At 59.2% G+C, this 17,954-nt stretch carries 17 protein-coding genes; 11 read left to right on the top strand and 6 right to left on the bottom strand.

Going from position 1 to position 17,954, the window contains the following annotated elements; genetic code table 11:
• The first annotated feature begins 423 nt into the window (after window positions 1-423).
• The gene (locus BFQ04_RS12370; protein ID WP_065951078.1) at window positions 424-1,809 is read left to right on the top strand and encodes an MFS transporter; all 1,386 of its coding nucleotides are present in this window, start codon (window positions 424-426) and stop codon (window positions 1,807-1,809) included.
• Window positions 1,810-1,866: 57 nt separating this feature from the next.
• On the opposite strand, the gene BFQ04_RS12365 is transcribed toward BFQ04_RS12370, so the two are convergent.
• The 4 genes from BFQ04_RS12365 to flgA all read right to left on the bottom strand — a co-directional run bounded on the left by BFQ04_RS12365 (window position 1,867) and on the right by flgA (window position 4,448).
• On the bottom strand, window positions 1,867-2,616 hold the full coding sequence (locus BFQ04_RS12365) for a flagellar brake protein (RefSeq protein ID WP_065951077.1): 750 nt from the start codon (window positions 2,614-2,616) through the stop codon (window positions 1,867-1,869).
• 96 nt (window positions 2,617-2,712) lie between these two features.
• On the bottom strand, window positions 2,713-3,183 hold the full coding sequence (locus tag BFQ04_RS12360; RefSeq protein WP_065951076.1) for a flagellar protein FlgN: 471 nt from the start codon (window positions 3,181-3,183) through the stop codon (window positions 2,713-2,715).
• A gap of 48 nt (window positions 3,184-3,231) precedes the next feature.
• A complete protein-coding gene (gene flgM / locus BFQ04_RS12355; RefSeq protein ID WP_065951075.1) occupies window positions 3,232-3,549 on the bottom strand; it encodes a flagellar biosynthesis anti-sigma factor FlgM in 318 nt (105 codons plus the stop codon).
• A 140-nt stretch (window positions 3,550-3,689) separates the two neighbouring features.
• The gene (gene flgA, locus BFQ04_RS12350) at window positions 3,690-4,448 is read right to left on the bottom strand and encodes a flagellar basal body P-ring formation chaperone FlgA (protein WP_065951074.1); all 759 of its coding nucleotides are present in this window, start codon (window positions 4,446-4,448) and stop codon (window positions 3,690-3,692) included.
• A gap of 75 nt (window positions 4,449-4,523) precedes the next feature.
• Between flgA and BFQ04_RS12345 the strand changes: the two genes are divergently transcribed.
• The 7 genes from BFQ04_RS12345 (at window position 4,524) to BFQ04_RS12315 (ending at window position 10,795) form a co-directional block, all read left to right on the top strand.
• Window positions 4,524-5,456 (top strand): chemotaxis protein CheV, encoded by a 933-nt coding sequence (locus BFQ04_RS12345; protein ID WP_065951073.1) that lies wholly within the window; start codon window positions 4,524-4,526, stop codon window positions 5,454-5,456.
• Between the two features lie 43 nt (window positions 5,457-5,499).
• Window positions 5,500-6,327 (top strand): protein-glutamate O-methyltransferase CheR, encoded by an 828-nt coding sequence (gene cheR / locus BFQ04_RS12340; RefSeq protein ID WP_057726452.1) that lies wholly within the window; start codon window positions 5,500-5,502, stop codon window positions 6,325-6,327.
• 312 nt (window positions 6,328-6,639) lie between these two features.
• On the top strand, window positions 6,640-7,047 hold the full coding sequence (flgB, locus tag BFQ04_RS12335; RefSeq protein ID WP_065951072.1) for a flagellar basal body rod protein FlgB: 408 nt from the start codon (window positions 6,640-6,642) through the stop codon (window positions 7,045-7,047).
• 3 nt (window positions 7,048-7,050) lie between these two features.
• Window positions 7,051-7,494 carry a flagellar basal body rod protein FlgC gene (flgC, locus tag BFQ04_RS12330; protein ID WP_024076985.1) on the top strand — a complete coding sequence of 148 codons (444 nt, stop codon included), beginning with the start codon at window positions 7,051-7,053 and terminating at the stop codon, window positions 7,492-7,494.
• Between the two features lie 16 nt (window positions 7,495-7,510).
• A complete protein-coding gene (gene flgD / locus BFQ04_RS12325; protein ID WP_065951071.1) occupies window positions 7,511-8,230 on the top strand; it encodes a flagellar hook assembly protein FlgD in 720 nt (239 codons plus the stop codon).
• 31 nt (window positions 8,231-8,261) lie between these two features.
• Window positions 8,262-9,572, top strand: a complete 1,311-nt coding sequence (gene flgE / locus BFQ04_RS12320) for a flagellar hook protein FlgE (RefSeq protein WP_065951070.1) — start codon at window positions 8,262-8,264, stop codon at window positions 9,570-9,572.
• Between the two features lie 173 nt (window positions 9,573-9,745).
• Window positions 9,746-10,795, top strand: a complete 1,050-nt coding sequence (locus BFQ04_RS12315) for a hypothetical protein (RefSeq protein WP_065951069.1) — start codon at window positions 9,746-9,748, stop codon at window positions 10,793-10,795.
• 102 nt (window positions 10,796-10,897) lie between these two features.
• Here the strand turns inward: BFQ04_RS12315 and BFQ04_RS12310 are convergent, their stop codons facing one another.
• Window positions 10,898-13,789: a ribonucleoside-diphosphate reductase subunit alpha gene (locus BFQ04_RS12310; protein WP_065951068.1), complete on the bottom strand. Its 2,892-nt coding sequence runs from the start codon at window positions 13,787-13,789 to the stop codon at window positions 10,898-10,900.
• A 576-nt stretch (window positions 13,790-14,365) separates the two neighbouring features.
• On the opposite strand from BFQ04_RS12310, the gene BFQ04_RS12305 reads away from it, so the two are divergent.
• Together BFQ04_RS12305 and BFQ04_RS12300 are read left to right on the top strand one after the other, a co-directional pair.
• Window positions 14,366-15,091, top strand: a complete 726-nt coding sequence (locus tag BFQ04_RS12305; RefSeq protein WP_065951067.1) for a response regulator — start codon at window positions 14,366-14,368, stop codon at window positions 15,089-15,091.
• Window positions 15,088-16,698, top strand: a complete 1,611-nt coding sequence (locus BFQ04_RS12300; RefSeq protein ID WP_065951066.1) for an ATP-binding protein — start codon at window positions 15,088-15,090, stop codon at window positions 16,696-16,698. The genes BFQ04_RS12305 and BFQ04_RS12300 overlap by 4 nt, the downstream gene beginning before the upstream one ends.
• A gap of 81 nt (window positions 16,699-16,779) precedes the next feature.
• On the opposite strand, the gene BFQ04_RS12295 is transcribed toward BFQ04_RS12300, so the two are convergent.
• On the bottom strand, window positions 16,780-17,496 hold the full coding sequence (locus tag BFQ04_RS12295) for a 4'-phosphopantetheinyl transferase family protein (RefSeq protein WP_065951079.1): 717 nt from the start codon (window positions 17,494-17,496) through the stop codon (window positions 16,780-16,782).
• 152 nt (window positions 17,497-17,648) lie between these two features.
• Here BFQ04_RS12295 and BFQ04_RS12290 point away from each other — a divergent pair, with 152 nt between their 5' ends.
• Window positions 17,649-17,954 (top strand): hypothetical protein, encoded by a 306-nt coding sequence (locus BFQ04_RS12290; RefSeq protein ID WP_065951065.1) that lies wholly within the window; start codon window positions 17,649-17,651, stop codon window positions 17,952-17,954.

Here is a 17,954-nt window from a genome sequence, read left to right as displayed (position 1 = left end):
GGGGTTTCCCCATGTGAGAGTAGGTCATCGTCAAGATTAAATTCCGAAACCCCAATTGCGAAAGCAGTTGGGGTTTTGTTTTGGGCGCTCGAAACACATTTGCTCAGCAGGCGCGAGATGGCTTGCATAGATCGCTAACGCTAGAGCGGCGTATCGAGCAGGCTCACCTATGGATCGCTCTATTCAGCGCTTTTATGGCAGATATCCAAACACCAGTCGAACCTTGCGCATGATCCAGGTTCACAGGTGGTGCGCTGTACATTTATCTCCACGCTATGTACCTCGCCGCCACGCGGTCAGTGTCTGAGCGGTTAAGCAAAATAATCCCCGGAAAAGGCTCTTGCCGCCTGTCCGGACTCGACCACCGCGGACTATCATGCGATAGCCCTGTCCCCTCACTGCAAGGAGCCGCTCGGAACGCCGATGCGCCAGATCTGGAAATCTTTTCGAGCCCTTTATTTCGCCTCCTTGATGATGCTGATCGGCTCCGGCCTGCTCAGTACGTATTTAGCCTTGCGATTGGCGGCCGACCATGTCGACAGCCTGTGGGTGGGTGCGCTCATGGCGGCCAACTACTTTGGCCTGGTGCTGGGCGGCAAGATCGGGCACCGCCTGATCGCTCGTGTCGGGCATATACGCGCCTACGCTACCTGCGCCGGGATCGTCGGCGCGGCTGTGCTGGGCCACGGTTTGATCGATTGGCTGCCTGCCTGGATCGTACTGCGGGTGATCGTGGGCCTGGGGATGATGTGCCAGTACATGGTCATTGAAAGCTGGCTCAATGAGCAGGCGGAGGCCAAGCAGCGTGGCGTAGTGTTCAGCGGCTATATGATCGCGTCCTACCTCGGTCTGGTGCTGGGCCAGCTGATACTGGTGATGCATCCCCATCTGGGGCTTGAACTGCTGATGCTGGTCGCGCTGTGCTTTTCCCTGTGCCTGGTGCCGGTGGCCATGACCCGACGTATTCACCCGGCGCCGCTGCATCCGGCGCCGATGGAGCCGCGTTTCTTTATCAAGCGCGTGCCACAGTCCCTCAGCACGGTGCTGGGGGCTGGACTGATCGTGGGCTCGTTCTACGGTCTCGCACCGCTGTATGCCTCACAGCAGGGGTTGACGACCGAGCAAGTCGGTTTGTTCATGGGGTCCTGCATTTTTGCTGGACTGCTCGTGCAATGGCCCCTGGGCTGGTTGTCCGACCGCTATGACCGCGCATTGCTGATCCGCTGCTTTGCGTTGTGCCTGGCGGTGGCAGCATTACCCTTGGCGATCATGACTCAGGTCCCGTTGGAAGTGCTGTTCGTGGCGGGCTTTTTTTGTTCACTTGTGCAGTTTTGTCTGTACCCGTTGGCTGTGGCTTTTTCCAACGACCATGTAGAAGGTGATCGCAGGGTATCGCTGACCGCCATGTTGCTGGTGACTTACGGCGTGGGTGCCAGTATCGGCCCGCTTCTGGCGGGTGTGGTGATGAAGCTGTTCGGCAGCCAGATGCTGTACGCGTTTTTCAGCCTGTGTGCGTTGATCCTGGTATGGCGTATACGGCCGAAGGCGGTGACCAACTTGCATCAGGTAGACGATGCGCCGCTGCATCACGTGGCGATGCCTGACAGTATGTCCAGTTCGCCGTTGGTGGCTGCGCTTGACCCGCGGGTAGATGAACAGGTGGTACAGGAGCAGATGCAGGCCACTGTGCCTGAATCAGACCCCGAACCAGCCGTCGAACCAGCCGTCGACGAGCCGGCTGCCGAGATTGCGCCTGAGTCGACAGACCCGCAAGACCATCCCCATGACTTGAGCAGAGCGCGCCCCTGAACGAAAAACGGGCAGGTCCTGTCAGGAGCTGCCCGTTTTTTCCTTCAGCGTCAAGGCTTAAAAGTCGTCGTCCTTGTCGAAGCGCCGAGCTTCGCGTTGCAGTTGATACACAAAGCGTTCTACCTGGCGCTGCACCAAACCGCTCATGTTATGAAAGCGCACGCCGGCAAAAGTGATGTTGATCCTGTCTTCGAAATGCAGGTAACGCAACTCGACAGCAGTCGTCATGTTGCCGAATGGCAGCGCGGCGATGAAGCGGTCGTAGACCTGCCCCAGTTGCAGGCGTTCGGCGATGTCGCCTTCAAAGCGCAATTTGCATCCAGTGGCGGAAATGTCGAGCAACTTGCCGTTGATCGGCGCCTTGAGCTTTTCGCCACCCAGTTCGATATTGACCAATTGCGCCAACTTCAGGGCAGCGCGGAATGCATCACGACGCTGATGATAGACCACCTCGCTGGGCATGCTGCCACTGTAGATACGGTGACCGTCCTTCTCGCTGATGCTCAGCGTGCCGTTACTGTCCCAGGCAACCCGGACGCCATCATGAAAACCTTCGATGCGGAAGGGTTCGCCATTTTCGAGGTGACGTTCACCGTCACGCGGAATCATTTCGTCCAGTACCAGCGTCTTGCTGTCCCGATCGATGTCCACAAGGTAGCTTTGGAAGCGTTGGCTGCGTTCGTGGAAAGTGATGATCAGTGGATCATGGCTTTCCTGGAGCATCCGCAGCGTGCTGGCGATTTCCAAAGGTGTGGTAAGGACCTTGGGTGGCTGCGGTGCATCTTCCGCATTAAGGGTGTTGAACACGGTTGTTCCATCTCCAGGAAAATACGACTACACGCAAGAACCGGCATTTTGCCAGTATGTAGCGCACCTTGGATAGGCCGCGCTTTGGAACCGTTGTCAGGCTTGGCTGCGGGTGCTTGGCTTGACCAGGCGTGAAGTGGAACCTTGGGCGTTATACAGGGCCGGGGGCTCACCGCCGTGAAGAATACGTAACTGATTGGCCGTGGTGGCTTGCTGAAGCTGAATCGACTGGCCGTTGAGCAGGTTGGCTTCCTGGCACTGGGTGAGCAGGTGATTGAGCGCTTTGCTTTGCGTCAGCAACTGATCGCCGACCGAGGAATGACTTGCCAACTGTGCCAGGCCGTCGTGATCGGCAGGCAGGCCCAGGCTGATAAGAATCTCGCTGCGCTTCTTGCCGTGCTGTTCAAGCAGCACAATCAGCGACTGTTTGCGCGCGAGTATTTCTTCGAGCAAGGGCATATCCCGGCCATACAGGGCCAGGGACTCTTCTTTAAGCAGCTCGAGCAGTTGTTGCGTCGGCGCCAGATCATCAAGGATCAGTTGGAGCAAATGTTCGTCGTGGTGCATGGCTGGCCTTGGGTTTTAAGCGTCCAGAAGCCCAGCGCAGGCCTGTGCCTAGCGCTCGGCTTCGAAGTTAAGCAGCTTGCTGGCTACACGGTTGCTGTCGACTGTATAAGTGCCATCGGCGATGGCTTGTTTCAACTCGGCCACGCGGGCTTTGTTCACAATCGGCTGATCGCGCAGCGAGTCAGTGATCTTCTGCAACTGTTGAGCCTCATTGCTCAGGTGTACCGATTCCCCACTCTGGCTCGCGCTCGCCTGTTCTGCCTTGGCGGGCAGGGGTTTGGCTTCAACACTGTCCTTGGCACCGCTGGTGCGCGTATTGCCCGGCAAGGGCTGGGTGCTGTTTAAACGATTGAAATCAATGACCATGATAAAAAACCTCTGGGTATGTGGACGCTTGCCATGTTTTCGGCAATACCCGGACAAACTTTAGGCGCGAATGACAATAAATCTCCGCACGGAACATTCCATGCACAGTGTAGGAAAACCTAGCGCCCCATACCAGTAATCTATAACGCTACCTCGACCTGGCCAGGGGCCGTCACCCGCGCCTTGATCACGCGGTTGGAGTTGAGGTTCTTGACGCGAATCTGCTCGCTCATGCCGCCGTTGGACAGCGCTTCCCCAGGCATTCTCACGTTCAAACCGCCGCTGCTGGCGGAAATCACTACCTGGTCACCTTTACGAATGACCTCGGCCTGCTCCAGATGCACCAGGGTAATCACCTGATCGGTGACCACTGGTCGGGTGAGCCGCTGCCCGATCGCCTGGTCCAGGGAGGTCAGGTAACCCTGATTGATCAAGCTGATATCCCGTTCACGCAGTGCGACATCGTCATAGCCGATGATGCCGGTGCGCTTCAACGGTCGCGCCACCACGACAACGTCGCGGAACAATTTGACTTGAGCCGGCACAAAAACAGTCCAGGGCGAGGCGCCTTCACAGCGTACTTTTACGGTGACACGGCCAATGGGCTGGGCCGGGCTTTCCAGGGTGGCTGTCAATTCCTTGTCACACATCGGCATGCGCAGGCGCGGGTCCAACGAGTTGACCTGGATCTCATAGCGGCCCGGTGTCTGGGTGGTCTCCAGATAATCTTCTACAGTGTATTCAAGAAAGCCCTGGGTGACGCCGATAAGGAGATCAGGCAGGGTGACGTTGTCGGCGCGGGCCGTGACGCCCCAGACAAGCAGCGCCATCGCGGCGCAGAGCAATCTGCGATACTTTGAGCGGCAAGCGCGTCGGGAAACTGTCGTTTTAATATCCATAGCCAACCAAATAGCAAAGCTCGTGCCGTTTAGTGTTGGGTACGCATCGTACCTCTGGGATTTAGGAGTCTGGGCATGGCAGGTGTAATGGATTCAGTAAACCAGCGCACGCAGCTGGTAGGGCAGAATCGCCTGGAGTTGTTGCTTTTTCGCCTGGACGGCAAGCAGCTGTACGGCATCAACGTGTTTAAAGTGCGTGAAGTGCTGCAGTGTCCCAAGCTGACGATCATGCCCAAGTCCAGTCCGGTGGTGTGCGGCGTGGCCAATATCCGCGGCGCGACCATCCCCATTCTTGACTTGGCAATGGCCACCGGCTCCGCCGGTTTGCAGGACCGCCAGAGCCCGTTCGTGATCATTACCGAGTACAACACCAAGACCCAGGGGTTTCTGGTGCGCTCGGTGGAACGTATCGTCAATATGAACTGGGAAGAGATTCATCCGCCGCCCAAGGGCACCGGGCGCGATCATTACCTGACGGCGGTGACGCGGGTGGATAACCAGTTGGTGGAAATCATCGACGTGGAGAAAATCCTCGCCGAAGTCGCGCCCACCTCGGAAACGATTTCCGTCGGGGTAGTGGATGCCGAGACGGCACACAAGGCGGTATCCCTGCGCGTGTTGACCGTGGATGACTCCTCTGTCGCGCGCAAGCAGGTCACGCGTTGCCTGCAAACCGTCGGCGTGGACGTGGTAGCCCTCAATGACGGTCGCCAAGCCCTGGATTACCTGCGCAAGTTGGTGGACGAGGGCAAGAAGCCGGAAGAAGAATTCCTGATGATGATTTCCGACATTGAAATGCCGGAAATGGACGGATACACCCTCACGGCGGAAATACGCAACGATCCACGCATGCAAAAATTGCACATCATCCTGCATACTTCGTTGTCGGGGGTATTCAATCAGGCCATGGTCAAGAAGGTCGGTGCAGATGACTTTCTGGCCAAATTCCGGCCTGATGACCTCGCATCCCGGGTAGTCGACCGGATCAAGGCAGCAGATCACGGCTAGGGGCATTTCTCCTGGCGGTCACACGATTTAAGAGGCGGTACCATTGTCTACGGGTAATTTGGATTTCGAACAGTTCCGGGTCTTCCTGGAAAAAGCCTGTGGCATATTGCTTGGTGAAAACAAGCAGTACCTGGTATCCAGCCGTCTCAACAAGCTGATGGAACAGCAGGGCATAAAATCCCTGGGTGAGTTGGTTCAGCGGATCCAGGGGCAGCCGCGCAGCGGGCTCAAGGAGATGGTGGTCGATGCCATGACCACCAACGAAACGTTATGGTTTCGCGATACCTACCCCTTTGAGGTGCTCAAGAACAAAGTGCTGCCGGAAGCCATCAAGGCCAGCCCGGGTCAGCGCCTGCGTATCTGGTCGGCGGCATGCTCCTCGGGACAGGAACCCTATTCGATCTCCATGTCCATCGACGAGTTCGAGCGGACCAACATGGGCCAGCTGAAAGCCGGCGCGCAAATTGTGGCGACGGACCTGTCCGGCAGTATGCTCACCAACTGCAAGACCGGTGAGTACGACAGCCTGGCCCTGGGCCGAGGCCTGTCCCAGGAACGCTTGCAGCGCTACTTTGACCCGAAAGGGGCAGGGCGCTGGGCGATCAAGGCGCCGATCAAGAGCCGCGTCGAGTTCCGCTCGTTCAACTTGCTCGACAGCTACGCCAGCCTGGGCAAGTTCGACATGGTGTTCTGCCGCAACGTGCTGATTTACTTCTCGGCCGAAGTGAAGAAGGACATCCTCTTGCGCATCCATGGCACGCTCAAGCGCGGCGGGTATCTATTCCTCGGCGCTTCGGAAGCCTTGAACGGCTTGCCGGATCACTACCAGATGGTGCAGTGCAGCCCGGGAATCATCTACCAGGCCAAATAACAACGTTTACCCGGTAAAAAATGTGGGAGGGGGCTTGCCCCCGATGGCGGTGGGTCAGTCAGCTATTCATGACATGACACACCGCTATCGGGAGCAAGCCCCCTCCCACATTTGTTTCGCGGCAATTTCAACGGTAGCGGCAATCCTTCCATTGCCGCTTTACTGGCGCCACGCGGAAAGCACTTGCCGCTTTTCTGGCATTGCCGCCGGCAAATCCCCTGCGAGCCCTTGATATACGGGGCTTGGTTACATTGGCATGCACCTTGCTATAACCCTGCTAACGAACAGCAGGTCAGCCAAAAGGTTTCCGCCATGAGCATCAGCTTCGATAAAGCGCTCGGTATCCACGAACAAGCCCTGGGCTTCCGCGCCCAGCGTGCCGAAGTCCTGGCCAACAACATTGCCAACGCCGACACCCCGAACTACAAGGCTCGGGATCTGGATTTCTCCGCCGTGCTCGCCGCACAGCAGGATAAAACCAAAAACGGCACCTTCGCCTTGAACATGACCAACAGCCGTCATATCGAAGCGCAAGGCTTGAGCAGTGGTGATGAGTCGCTGCGGTATCGCACGCCGATGCAGCCGTCGATCGACCAGAACACCGTCGATGCTCAACTGGAACAATCGAACTACGCCGAGAACTCGGTGAACTTCCAGGCCAGCTTCACCCTGCTCAACAGCAAATTCAAAGGGCTGATGTCAGCCCTGCGTGGAGAATAAGCCATGTCCCTGTCCAGTGTTTTCAATATTGCCGGCAGTGGCATGAGCGCGCAGACCACGCGTTTGAACACCGTCGCCAGTAACATCGCCAACGCCGAGACCGTGTCTTCGAGCATTGACCAGACTTACCGCGCCCGTCATCCGGTGTTCGCCACCATGTTCCAGGGCGGCCAGAGCGGCGGCAGTGATTCGCTGTTCCAGAACCAGGATGCCGCCGGGCAAGGCGTGCAGGTGCTGGGTGTGGTCGAAGACCAGAGCAACCTCGAAGCGCGTTACGAGCCGAACCATCCGGCTGCGAACGAAAAGGGTTATGTCTACTACCCCAACGTCAACGTGGTCGAGGAGATGGCCGACATGATTTCCGCCAGTCGTTCGTTCCAGACCAACGCGGAAATGATGAACACCGCCAAAACCATGATGCAGAAGGTCCTGACCCTGGGTCAGTGATAAGGGGCGCCGAATAATGGCCATCGTTGATACGTCGAACAACACGGCAGTCCAGGACCTGTTCAACTCCAAGGTCAAGGACGCGTCAAACAATGTAGCGAATGTTTCCAAGGCTGCCACCGGCAACCAGGCATTGGGCAAGGATGCATTCCTGCAACTGCTGGTTACCCAGCTGAAAAACCAGAACCCGTTGTCGCCACAGGATAACGGTGCGTTCGTGGCCCAGTTGGCGCAGTTCAGCAGCCTGGAAGGCATCAACACCCTGAACGACTCGGTAAACAACATATCGAGCAACTTCAGCTCGTCGCAGGCGCTGCAGGCTTCGTCGCTGGTGGGACGTTCGATCATCACCCAGACCGACAAGGCACTGGTCGATACCAGCAAGAGCATGACCGGTTCGGTGGCGGTGACGGCGGCGACGGGCAATGTCTCGATCAAGATCACCGACAAGGACGGCAACGTGGTGCGCACCCTCGATATGGGCGCCCAGAGCGCGGGTTCGTCGGACTTTATCTGGGATGGCAAGAACGACAAAGGTGAAGTTGCTCCAGCCGGCACATACACCTTCGCGGCTTCCACCAAGAACGACAAGGGTGACGCGGTGGCCCTGGCCACTTCGCTGCCGGCAACGGTAACCAGCGTGACGCTGAGCAAGACCGGTGGCGAAATGCTGCTCAACCTTGCAGGCGGCATGGGCAGCGTCAAGCTGTCGCAAATTCAGACTATCGGTACATAGAGCCGGCTAACGACGGCAGAGGGAGAGAAACATGTCTTTTAATATCGGCCTTAGCGGCCTCTATGCGGCCAACAAACAACTGGACGTGACCGGCAACAACATCGCCAACGTTGCGACCACTGGCTTCAAGTCGTCCCGTGCGGAATTCGCGGACATCTACGCGGCGTCCAAACTGGGCACCGGGCAGAACAGCATCGGCAATGGTGTGAACCTGGCGGCGGTGTCGCAGCAATTCACCCAAGGTGACGTGAATGGCAGCGGCGGCATTCTGGACATGGCGATCCAGGGTGGCGGCTTCTTCGTGCAGAAGGGCAGTGACGGTTCGCTGGAATACACCCGCAGCGGTGCGTTCCGTGCCGACAAAGACGGCTACATCACCAACAACACCGGTACCTCGCGCCTGCAAGGTTACGCGGCGGATGATGACGGAAAAATCATCAAGGGCGGCCTGACCGACCTGCAACTGAACCTGACGAACTTGCCGCCCAAGGCCTCCACCAAAGTGGATTCCACCAGTAACCTGAACTCCTCGGAGCCGGTGATCGATCAAACGGCCAAGCCATTCGATCCCACCAAGACCGATACCTTCACCACGCAATACAGCACCACCTTGTACGATTCCCAGGGCAACGCTCACCCGATGGTGCAGTACCTGGTGAAAACCGACGGCAACAAGTGGAATGCCTACACCCTGATCGACGGTCGCAACCCTGACGGTTCTGCCCCGACGGGCACTCCATCGACGCCACCTGTGGCGTCGACCCTGACCTTCGATGGCGCGGGCAAGCTCACCAGCGTGGTGACCGGTGGTGTATCCGATAAGACTCTCACCGTTGCCGGCTGGGTCCCGGGTACGGTGACCAGTGGGGTGTGGAAGGCCAACGGTGCGGATGCCAACCCAGGTGGAATTGCGGTCAACATGGCCAACATTACCCAGTACAACTCGGCCACCTACCGTAACCCTCCGGTGACCGATGGCTATGCCACCGGCCAGATCACCGGCCTGAAGATCGACGGCAGCGGCGTGATGTTCGCCACCTTCAGCAACCAGCAAAGCAAGGCCATCGGCCAGATCTCGCTGGCCAGCTTCAACAACGAACAAGGCCTGCAACCTGCCGGCAGCACCACCTGGAAAGAGACCTTCGCTTCGGGCCAACCGGGTTACGACACCCCGCAAGCCGGTACCCTGGGCTCGATCGTGGCGAACTCCCTGGAGAACTCCAACGTCAACCTGACCAATGAGTTGGTGGACCTGATCAAGGCCCAGAGCAACTACCAGGCCAACGCGAAGACCATCTCCACCCAGAGCACCATCATGCAGACCATCATTCAGATGACCTGATGCGCCGGCGTTCGACAGGAAGCCCCTCTTAAGAGGGGCTTTTTTTTGGGTGTAAGAAAACAGTCTGATGCGTATCAGGTTACTCATTGAAATGCAGGAGAAAGGAACGCGGTATCCCCGTTCTACCACTGATCGGCCAGAACCTGAGAGGTTCACCAATCAAGGGGACGGATATGTGGAGTTCAGGTGTTTTCGGGCCCGGTGTTGCAAACGCAGGGTTTGGGCGGCAGCAGGTGCGTGGGGAGTCGACCCCGGTCACGCCAGGCGCTGAAGTGATCGCGGCCAAGCAGTTGCTGAGCGACATGTTCGATGCGCAGCAAACCGGCAAGACGCAAGCGGTGCAAGACGCGCGCGATAAATTGAACGCGCTGCGCGAGCAACTCGGTGATGAAAAATTCAAAGAGGTTCTTAACGGGCTCATTGACGACGCTGATGACAAGTATCTCGAGTTTCTTCGGCGGTTGTTGAAGGAGTTGTATCCCGATGAAGATGTAACGCCGCCCGCGCCATCACCCACGCCGCCTGGTGGCGGTGGTGGCGGAAGAGGAGGCGGAGGCGGAGGAGTCAGTCCGGGCGGGTTCGGCCCCAGCGAGTCCATGAGTAACAAGCCGATTACCGAAGGCTCAAAGCATTTTCACTACACGCCTGACAAGAGCAATCCTGGGAAAAAACCCGAGAATATCTGGAGTGGTTTCAGCCAAGGACCTGATGGAAACTGCATCACCGTTTCCGCCATAAAGGCCTCAATGATGCAGTTCGGTCAGAAACCCACAGACGTCTTCAAGGACGTCAAGGAGACGAGCAAGGGCTATAACGTCACGATGCGAGATGGTTTCAAGCTCTCACTGACCAAAGATGAGTTGATGCAGGCTGCGACACACGCTCGTTTCCAGGGCGATGACCCAGCGATGATGACAGATGCCAACTTTATGTACGCTGCGAGTGCCAAGCGGGCGCAGATGGAAAACAATGATGGCACCGCCGGTCGCAGTTTCCAGGCTGCGATGGATAGCCTCAATGACGGTGAGTCTCCTCGTGAAGGTCTCGATCGCCTGGGTCTGAAAGGTCACTACAGGCCGGCCACGGATGCCGATCTGAGAAGCAGCAAGGTGGGGACGGTGGAGTACGGCGGTCATTCGATGGCCGTGCTCAACGGTCGAATTGAATTGTGGGGAAAACGCGGCGGTGTGCCTCAGTCGGGCATCGCGACCGTGTTGTTCTAAGTCCCATACCCGTTGTTTTGGACTAAAAAAAGCCCCCGATACACCATGAGTGTATCGGGGGCTTTTCAGCCTTGGGCGGTTAAACCCAGGCGTGGGGTCAGCTTACTGGCAAGCCTCACAATCCGGCTCGTCAATCGCACAAGCCTTCGGCACTGGCGCAGGTCCGGCTGGCGCGGCGAGTACCGAATCATCACCATGGTTGCCGCTGGATACAGCGTTCAGCTTGCCGGTGTTGATGGTCGACTTCTCGGTGCTGGTCGCGGCCAGGGCACGGAGGTAGTAAGTGGTTTTCAGGCCACGGTACCAGGCCATGCGGTAGGTCACGTCCAGCTTCTTGCCCGAAGCGCCGGCAATGTAGAGGTTCAGCGACTGTGCCTGGTCGATCCACTTCTGACGACGGCTGGCAGCGTCAACGATCCACTTGGTATCCACTTCGAAGGCTGTCGCGTAGAGCTCTTTGAGTTCTTGCGGGATGCGTTCGATCTGTTGCACGGAACCGTCGTAGTACTTCAGGTCGTTGATCATGACCGAGTCCCACAGGCCACGGGCCTTCAGGTCGCGGACCAGGTAAGGGTTGATCACGGTGAATTCGCCCGACAGGTTCGATTTCACATACAGGTTCTGGTAGGTCGGTTCGATCGACTGCGACACGCCGGTGATGTTGGCGATGGTCGCGGTCGGTGCGATGGCCATGATGTTGGAGTTACGAATGCCTTTCTGCACACGGGCGCGTACCGGCGCCCAGTCCAGGGATTCGTTCAGGTCAACGTCGATGTACTTCTGGCCACGCTGCTCGATCAGGATCTGTTGGGAGTCCAGCGGCAGGATGCCCTTGGACCACAGCGAACCCTGGAACGTCTCGTAGGCGCCGCGCTCGTCGGCCAGGTCGCAGGAAGCCTGGATCGCGTAGTAGCTGACCGCTTCCATGGACTTGTCGGCGAACTCGACGGCAGCATCGGAACCGTAAGGAATGTGCTGCAGGTACAAGGCGTCCTGGAAGCCCATGATGCCCAGGCCGACCGGACGGTGCTTGAAGTTGGAGTTCTGCGCCTGTGGCACCGAGTAGTAGTTGATGTCGATGACGTTATCGAGCATGCGTACGGCGGTGTTGACAGTGCGTTCCAGCTTGGCGGTGTCCAGCTTGCCGTTGACGATGTGGTTCGGCAGGTTGATCGAGCCCAGGTTGCAGACGGCGATCTCGTCCTTGTTGGTGTTCAAGGTGATCTCGGTGCACAGGTTCGAGCTGTGGACCACGCCTACGTGCTGCTGCGGGCTGCGCAGGTTGCACGGGTCCTTGAAGGTCAGCCATGGGTGGCCGGTTTCGAACAGCATCGACAGCATTTTGCGCCACAGGTCTTTGGCCTGGATGGTCTTGAACAGCTTGATCTTGCCAGGGTACTGGGCCAGGGCTTCGTAGTACTCGTAGCGCTCTTCGAAGGCCTTGCCGGTCAGGTCGTGCAGGTCCGGTACTTCGGACGGCGAGAACAGCGTCCACTGGCCGTCATCGAAGACACGCTTCATGAACAGGTCAGGGATCCAGTTGGCGGTGTTCATGTCGTGGGTACGACGACGATCGTCACCGGTGTTCTTGCGCAGCTCGATGAACTCTTCAATGTCCATGTGCCAGGTTTCCAGGTAGGCACATACAGCGCCTTTGCGCTTGCCACCCTGGTTCACGGCAACGGCGGTGTCGTTCACCACTTTCAGGAACGGCACGACGCCCTGGGATTTACCATTGGTGCCCTTGATGTACGAACCCAGTGCACGCACCGGCGTCCAGTCATTGCCCAGGCCGCCGGCGAATTTGGACAACATGGCGTTGTCGTGGATCGCGTGGTAGATGCCCGACAGGTCATCCGGCACGGTGGTCAGGTAGCAGCTCGACAACTGTGGACGCAGGGTGCCGGCGTTGAACAGGGTCGGGGTCGACGACATGTAGTCAAAGGAGGACAACAGGTTGTAGAACTCGATCGCACGGTCTTCCTTGTGCTTCTCTTCGATCGCCAGGCCCATGGCCACGCGCATGAAGAACACTTGCGGCAGTTCGAAGCGGATCCCGTCCTTGTGGATGAAGTAACGGTCGTACAGGGTTTGCAGGCCCAGGTAGGTGAACTGCTGGTCGCGCTCGTGGTTGATCGCCTTGCCGAGTTTTTCCAGGTCGAAGGTGGCCAGGATCGGGTTGAGCAATTCGAATTCGATACCCTTGGCGATGTAGGCAGGCAGGGCCTTGGCGTACAGGTCGGCCATCTCGTGGTGGGTGGCGCTGTCGGCCACGCCCAGGAAGCCCAGGCCTTCGGCGCGCAGGGTGTCCATCAGCAGGCGCGCGGTGACGAACGAGTAGTTCGGCTCGCGTTCAACCAGGGTACGGGCGGTCATCACCAGGGCGGTGTTGACGTCGGTCAGGGCCACGCCGTCGTACAGGTTCTTCAGGGTTTCGCGCTGGATCAGGTCACCGTCGACTTCTTCCAGGCCTTCGCAGGCCTCGGTGATGATGGTGTTCAGGCGGCCCAGATCCAGTGGCGCAAAGCTGCCATCGGCCAGGGTGATGCGGATCGACGGGTGCGCTTGCACGGCTTCGGCGGATGGCGCGTGCACGGCACGTTCCTTGGCGCGCGAATCGCGGTAGATCACGTAGTCACGGGCAACTTTCTGCTCGCCGGCACGCATCAGGGCCAGTTCGACCTGGTCCTGGATTTCTTCGATGTGGATAGTGCCGCCCGATGGCATGCGACGCTTGAAGGTCGCGGTGACCTGTTCGGTCAGGCGGGCAACGGTGTCGTGGATGCGCGACGAAGCAGCAGCGGTGCCGCCTTCAACTGCAAGAAACGCTTTGGTGATGGCGACGGTGATTTTGTCATCGGTGTAAGGAACGACAGTGCCGTTACGCTTGATCACGCGCAATTGGCCAGGTGCGGTGGCGGACAGATCCATAGTCGAATCGGCGGCCTGCGGCACGGAGCCCTGCGGGTTCTCGCGAGTTGTGTCGGTTTGCATGGGGGGTTGTCTCCACGTTCTATATTTGATTGCGAGTGCCAGGCTTTCCTGCAACACCCGTACCGTTTTCCATGTCTTTGGATGAAAAACAGCTGCCATCCGCGTGAGCGGTTTGGTCTACTGAAAATCGGTTGGTTCCACGCTGCGCCAGCAATAAAACGCTTGAATTTCGAGCCGCTTATGTGGTTGGACGCTTTTCGCTAAAACCCTACATGTAGGGTCTCTTGAAGTGCCGAGGTACAAGATAATGCGTTTTACGGGTGTTAGCAACGCACTAACCTGTGGATAACACTGTGAGTAAAATGTGTAAGAAAGGTTGAAGGGGCGTGTAGGCCGCATTACTACTGGATTGCGCCGTTTGTCATTAAATGTTTCGAGCCCAAAACAAGGTGGCGGTTTTCGAAGGGCGCGAACCCTATCACAAAAAAACGCCATGGCCGAATGGATTTCCCGGCTTGTGCTTATGGGTTGGCCCGTGGCTACAATCGACCCTCGTTATGCCTGCAACACATGACAAACAGGCTGTGCCTGGACCGTATCGGCCAGAAGAATTTCCTATAACAATGAGGACACCCCATGGCACAGGATCCCTGGCAGATATTGATCGTCGAGGATGACCAACGCTTGGCCGAGCTGACCCGCGAATACCTGGAGAGCAACGGCCTGCGGGTGTCGGTGGAGAACGACGGAGCCGTGGCGGCGGCGCGCATTATCGCCGAGCAGCCTGACCTGGTGATCCTCGACCTGATGCTGCCCGGCGAAGACGGCCTGAGCATCTGTCGCAAGGTGCGCCAGCGCTATGACGGCGTCATCCTGATGCTCACTGCGCGCACCGACGACATGGACCAGGTGCAGGGCCTGGACATGGGCGCCGATGACTACGTGTGCAAACCCGTGCGTCCGCGCCTGTTGCTGGCACGTATCCAGGCCCTGCTGCGGCGCAGCGAACCGGCGCCAGCGGTTGCGGTGGAGCACCAGCGGCGCCTGCAATTCGGCCCGCTGGTGGTGGACAATGCCCTGCGCGAGGCCTGGCTGCACCAAGGTGGCATCGAACTGACCAGTGCCGAGTTCGACCTGCTGTGGCTGTTGGTGGCCAATGCCGGGCGCATTCTTTCGCGCGAAGAAATTTTCATCGCCCTGCGCGGCGTCGGTTACGACGGCCAGGACCGTTCGATTGATGTGCGCATTTCACGAATTCGCCCCAAGATCGGCGATGACCCGATCCACCCACGCCTGATCAAGACCATCCGCAGCAAAGGCTACCTGTTCGTGCCCGAAGCTGCTGCCGACATGCCACTGTGAACTCGATCTTCCTGCGCATCTACGGCGGCATGTGCGCCGCGCTGATCCTGGTCGCGCTGCTGGGTTTGCTGGCCCTGCACTTGCTCAACGATGTGCGCAGCGACCAATACCGCGAGCGCCTGGCCCATGGCACTTTCGCGCTGATGGGCGACAATCTGCAGCCCATGAGCGCCATCGAGCGCCAGCGCGCATTGGCCGTGTGGGAGCGATTGCTGGGCATTCCGCTGCAGTTGCGCACCTTCACTGACGCACAACTGGACATGCGCCAGCGCAAGCGCCTGCAACGTGGCCAGGTCCTGGTGGAGCAGACGGGGCCCCATGCTGCGCGGGTATTGCGGCTGGTCAGTGAACAGGAGCAATGGGTGCTCACCGGCGAAGTGCAGCAGATCAGCGAGCAATTGGCCCGCGCTACTATTTACCTGCTGGCCGACGAACTGGTGCGGTTTCCGGTGGCCGAGCAGCCGCAACGTTTGGCCGACCTCAAGCAGGCCAAGGGTTTTGGTTTCGAGATGCACCTGATGACCCTCGACCAGGCCGATATGGACGACGACCAGCGCCGTCGCGTGGCCGAAGGCGATACGGTGATGGCCCTGGGCAAAGGCGGTGATTCGATCCGTGTGTTTGCCGGCATGGTCGGCACGCCGTGGGTGCTGGAGATCGGCCCGCTGTATCAAATGAACCCGTACCCGGCGCAATGGTTGATCCTGATTACGTTGATCGGCCTGACCCTGATCGGTCTGATCGTCTACCTGTTGGTGCGCCAGCTCGAGCGCCGACTCAAGGGGCTGGAGGCAGCGGCCACGCGTATCGCCAAGGGCAACCTGGAGGTTCGCGTACCGGCGCGAGGCGTCGATTCGGTGGGGCGGTTGGCGGCGGCGTTCAACGGCATGGCCGAGCACTTGCAGCAATTGCTGGCGATTCAGCGTGAGCTGGTACGCGCCGTCTCCCATGAGCTACGCACGCCGGTGGCGCGCCTGCGCTTCGGCCTGGAGATGCTGGGCGACGCCACCACCCCCGAGGCCCGGCGCAAATACCTGGAGGGCATGGACGGCGATATCCAGGACCTCGATGGCCTGGTCGATGAGATGCTCACCTACGCGCGCCTGGAGCAGGGCGCGCCGGCGTTGGACTTCCAGCGCGTCGACCTCGATGCGTTGCTCGACCAGGTGATCGGCGAATTGTCGCCACTGCGCCCGCAGGTCAGCGTCACCCGGGGGATTTGTCCGTCACCGGCGCATCGGGCGGACGCCTGGGTCGATGCCGAACCCCGCTACCTGCATCGCGCGCTGCAGAACCTGGTCAGTAATGCCATGCGCCACGCCAGGGGCCAGGTACTGATCAGTTATCAGGTAGGGCAGGTGCGGTGCCGTATCGACGTGGAAGACGATGGTCCCGGCGTACCGGAAAGTGCCTGGGAACGGGTGTTCACCCCGTTCCTGCGCCTGGACGACAGCCGCACCCGCGCCTCGGGCGGGCACGGCCTGGGCTTGTCGATCGTGCGGCGGATTATCTATTGGCATGGCGGCCGGGCGTTGATCAGCAAGAGCAACAACCTGGGCGGGGCGTGTTTCAGCCTGAGTTGGCCCAGAGAACAGGGAAAACCCTGACACCGCTATCGGGAGCAAGCCCCCTCCCACAGGGGAATGCAGTCCAAATGTGGGAGGGGGCTTGCCCCCGATGGCACTCTATCAGGCGCCAACCGCCACCAGACTCAACAACTGCTCCCCCTCCACCCCAAATTGCCCCTCCAATTCCTTGCCATGGCACCACTCACTGGACAGGTCCGTGAGCAACCGCAGCCGCACCTGCCCAGCCTGCGACCACTCCACCACCTCGGCATGCTCGAAATAAAAGCGCTGCTGCACGAGCGGGTAGAGCGCCTTGAACAGACTCTCCTTGACCGAAAACGTCAGCGTCACCAGCAGGGCGGCCTGCTCGCGCGGCAGGCTGGCCATTCGTTGCACTTCATCGGGCGTAAGAATCTCGCCCGCCAGGCGTTCCGCCCGTTCCAGCGTCAACAGGTTCTCCAGGTCCATTCCCAGGCCGCGCCACTGCGCCTTGTGCGCGACGATCGCCGCGGCGTGCCCGGTGCTGTGGGTAATGGAGCCACTGATATGCCCTGGCCAAATCGGCGCGCGGTCTTCGCCAATGGCCGGGACGCAGTCGAGGTTATCGAGTCGCTGCAGCGCTTCGCGGGCGCACAGGCGGCCGGCGAGGAATTCCGCCTGGCGCTTGGCCACCGAGCGCTGGATGCTCGCCGGCGGCGGCACGGCGCTGCGTTGGAAGTCGCTGGCGTTCAATAAGGCCGGGTCGAATCGCGTGCTCAAAAACACTGTGCCCGGCAAGGGAACAGGCAGCGGCCAATGGGCATCGAGTGGGGTACAGCAGGCGGGTAGGGGCGTCATGCGCGACATTTTGCCGAGTTGGCGCGTCAGTGCATAGTCCGTAGTGCATGACTCATTGCGGTTCAGGCCGGGTTCAGAGCCCGTTCAGGGGGAGTTCAGGGGCGCTTGCGTAGTGTGGACACCACAGCCTGAACGCGTAAGAGGTAACCACCATGACTGCGATCAAGAAACTGCTGCTGGCGTTGACCATGCTCAGTGCCACCGCCGGTGTGCAAGCCAGCGATAGCACGTTTGCCGCTTTTGGCCGAGAGAAAAGCAAAAAAGACGGCAACCTGATCCATCGTGTCAGCTTCGAAGAGATGAGCGTTCAGGCCGCACCGTGGGGCCAGTCGCTGGTCACAGCGCCTCAGCCGGGTTACCGCACCGGTTACGCGCCTCTGTCAGGCCAATACAATGGCATTAAACTGCGCCCGCAAGACCTGCAGGGCCGCTATGATATCCCTCGCTCGGACTGTTGA

The organism is Pseudomonas sp. 37 R 15, assembly GCF_900004865.1.
In the GTDB taxonomy this organism is placed as follows: Bacteria; Pseudomonadota; Gammaproteobacteria; order Pseudomonadales; family Pseudomonadaceae; genus Aquipseudomonas; species Aquipseudomonas fluorescens_AM.
The sequence above is the reverse complement of the archived record's forward strand: the minus strand, read 5'-3'. Positions and strand labels throughout refer to the sequence as shown.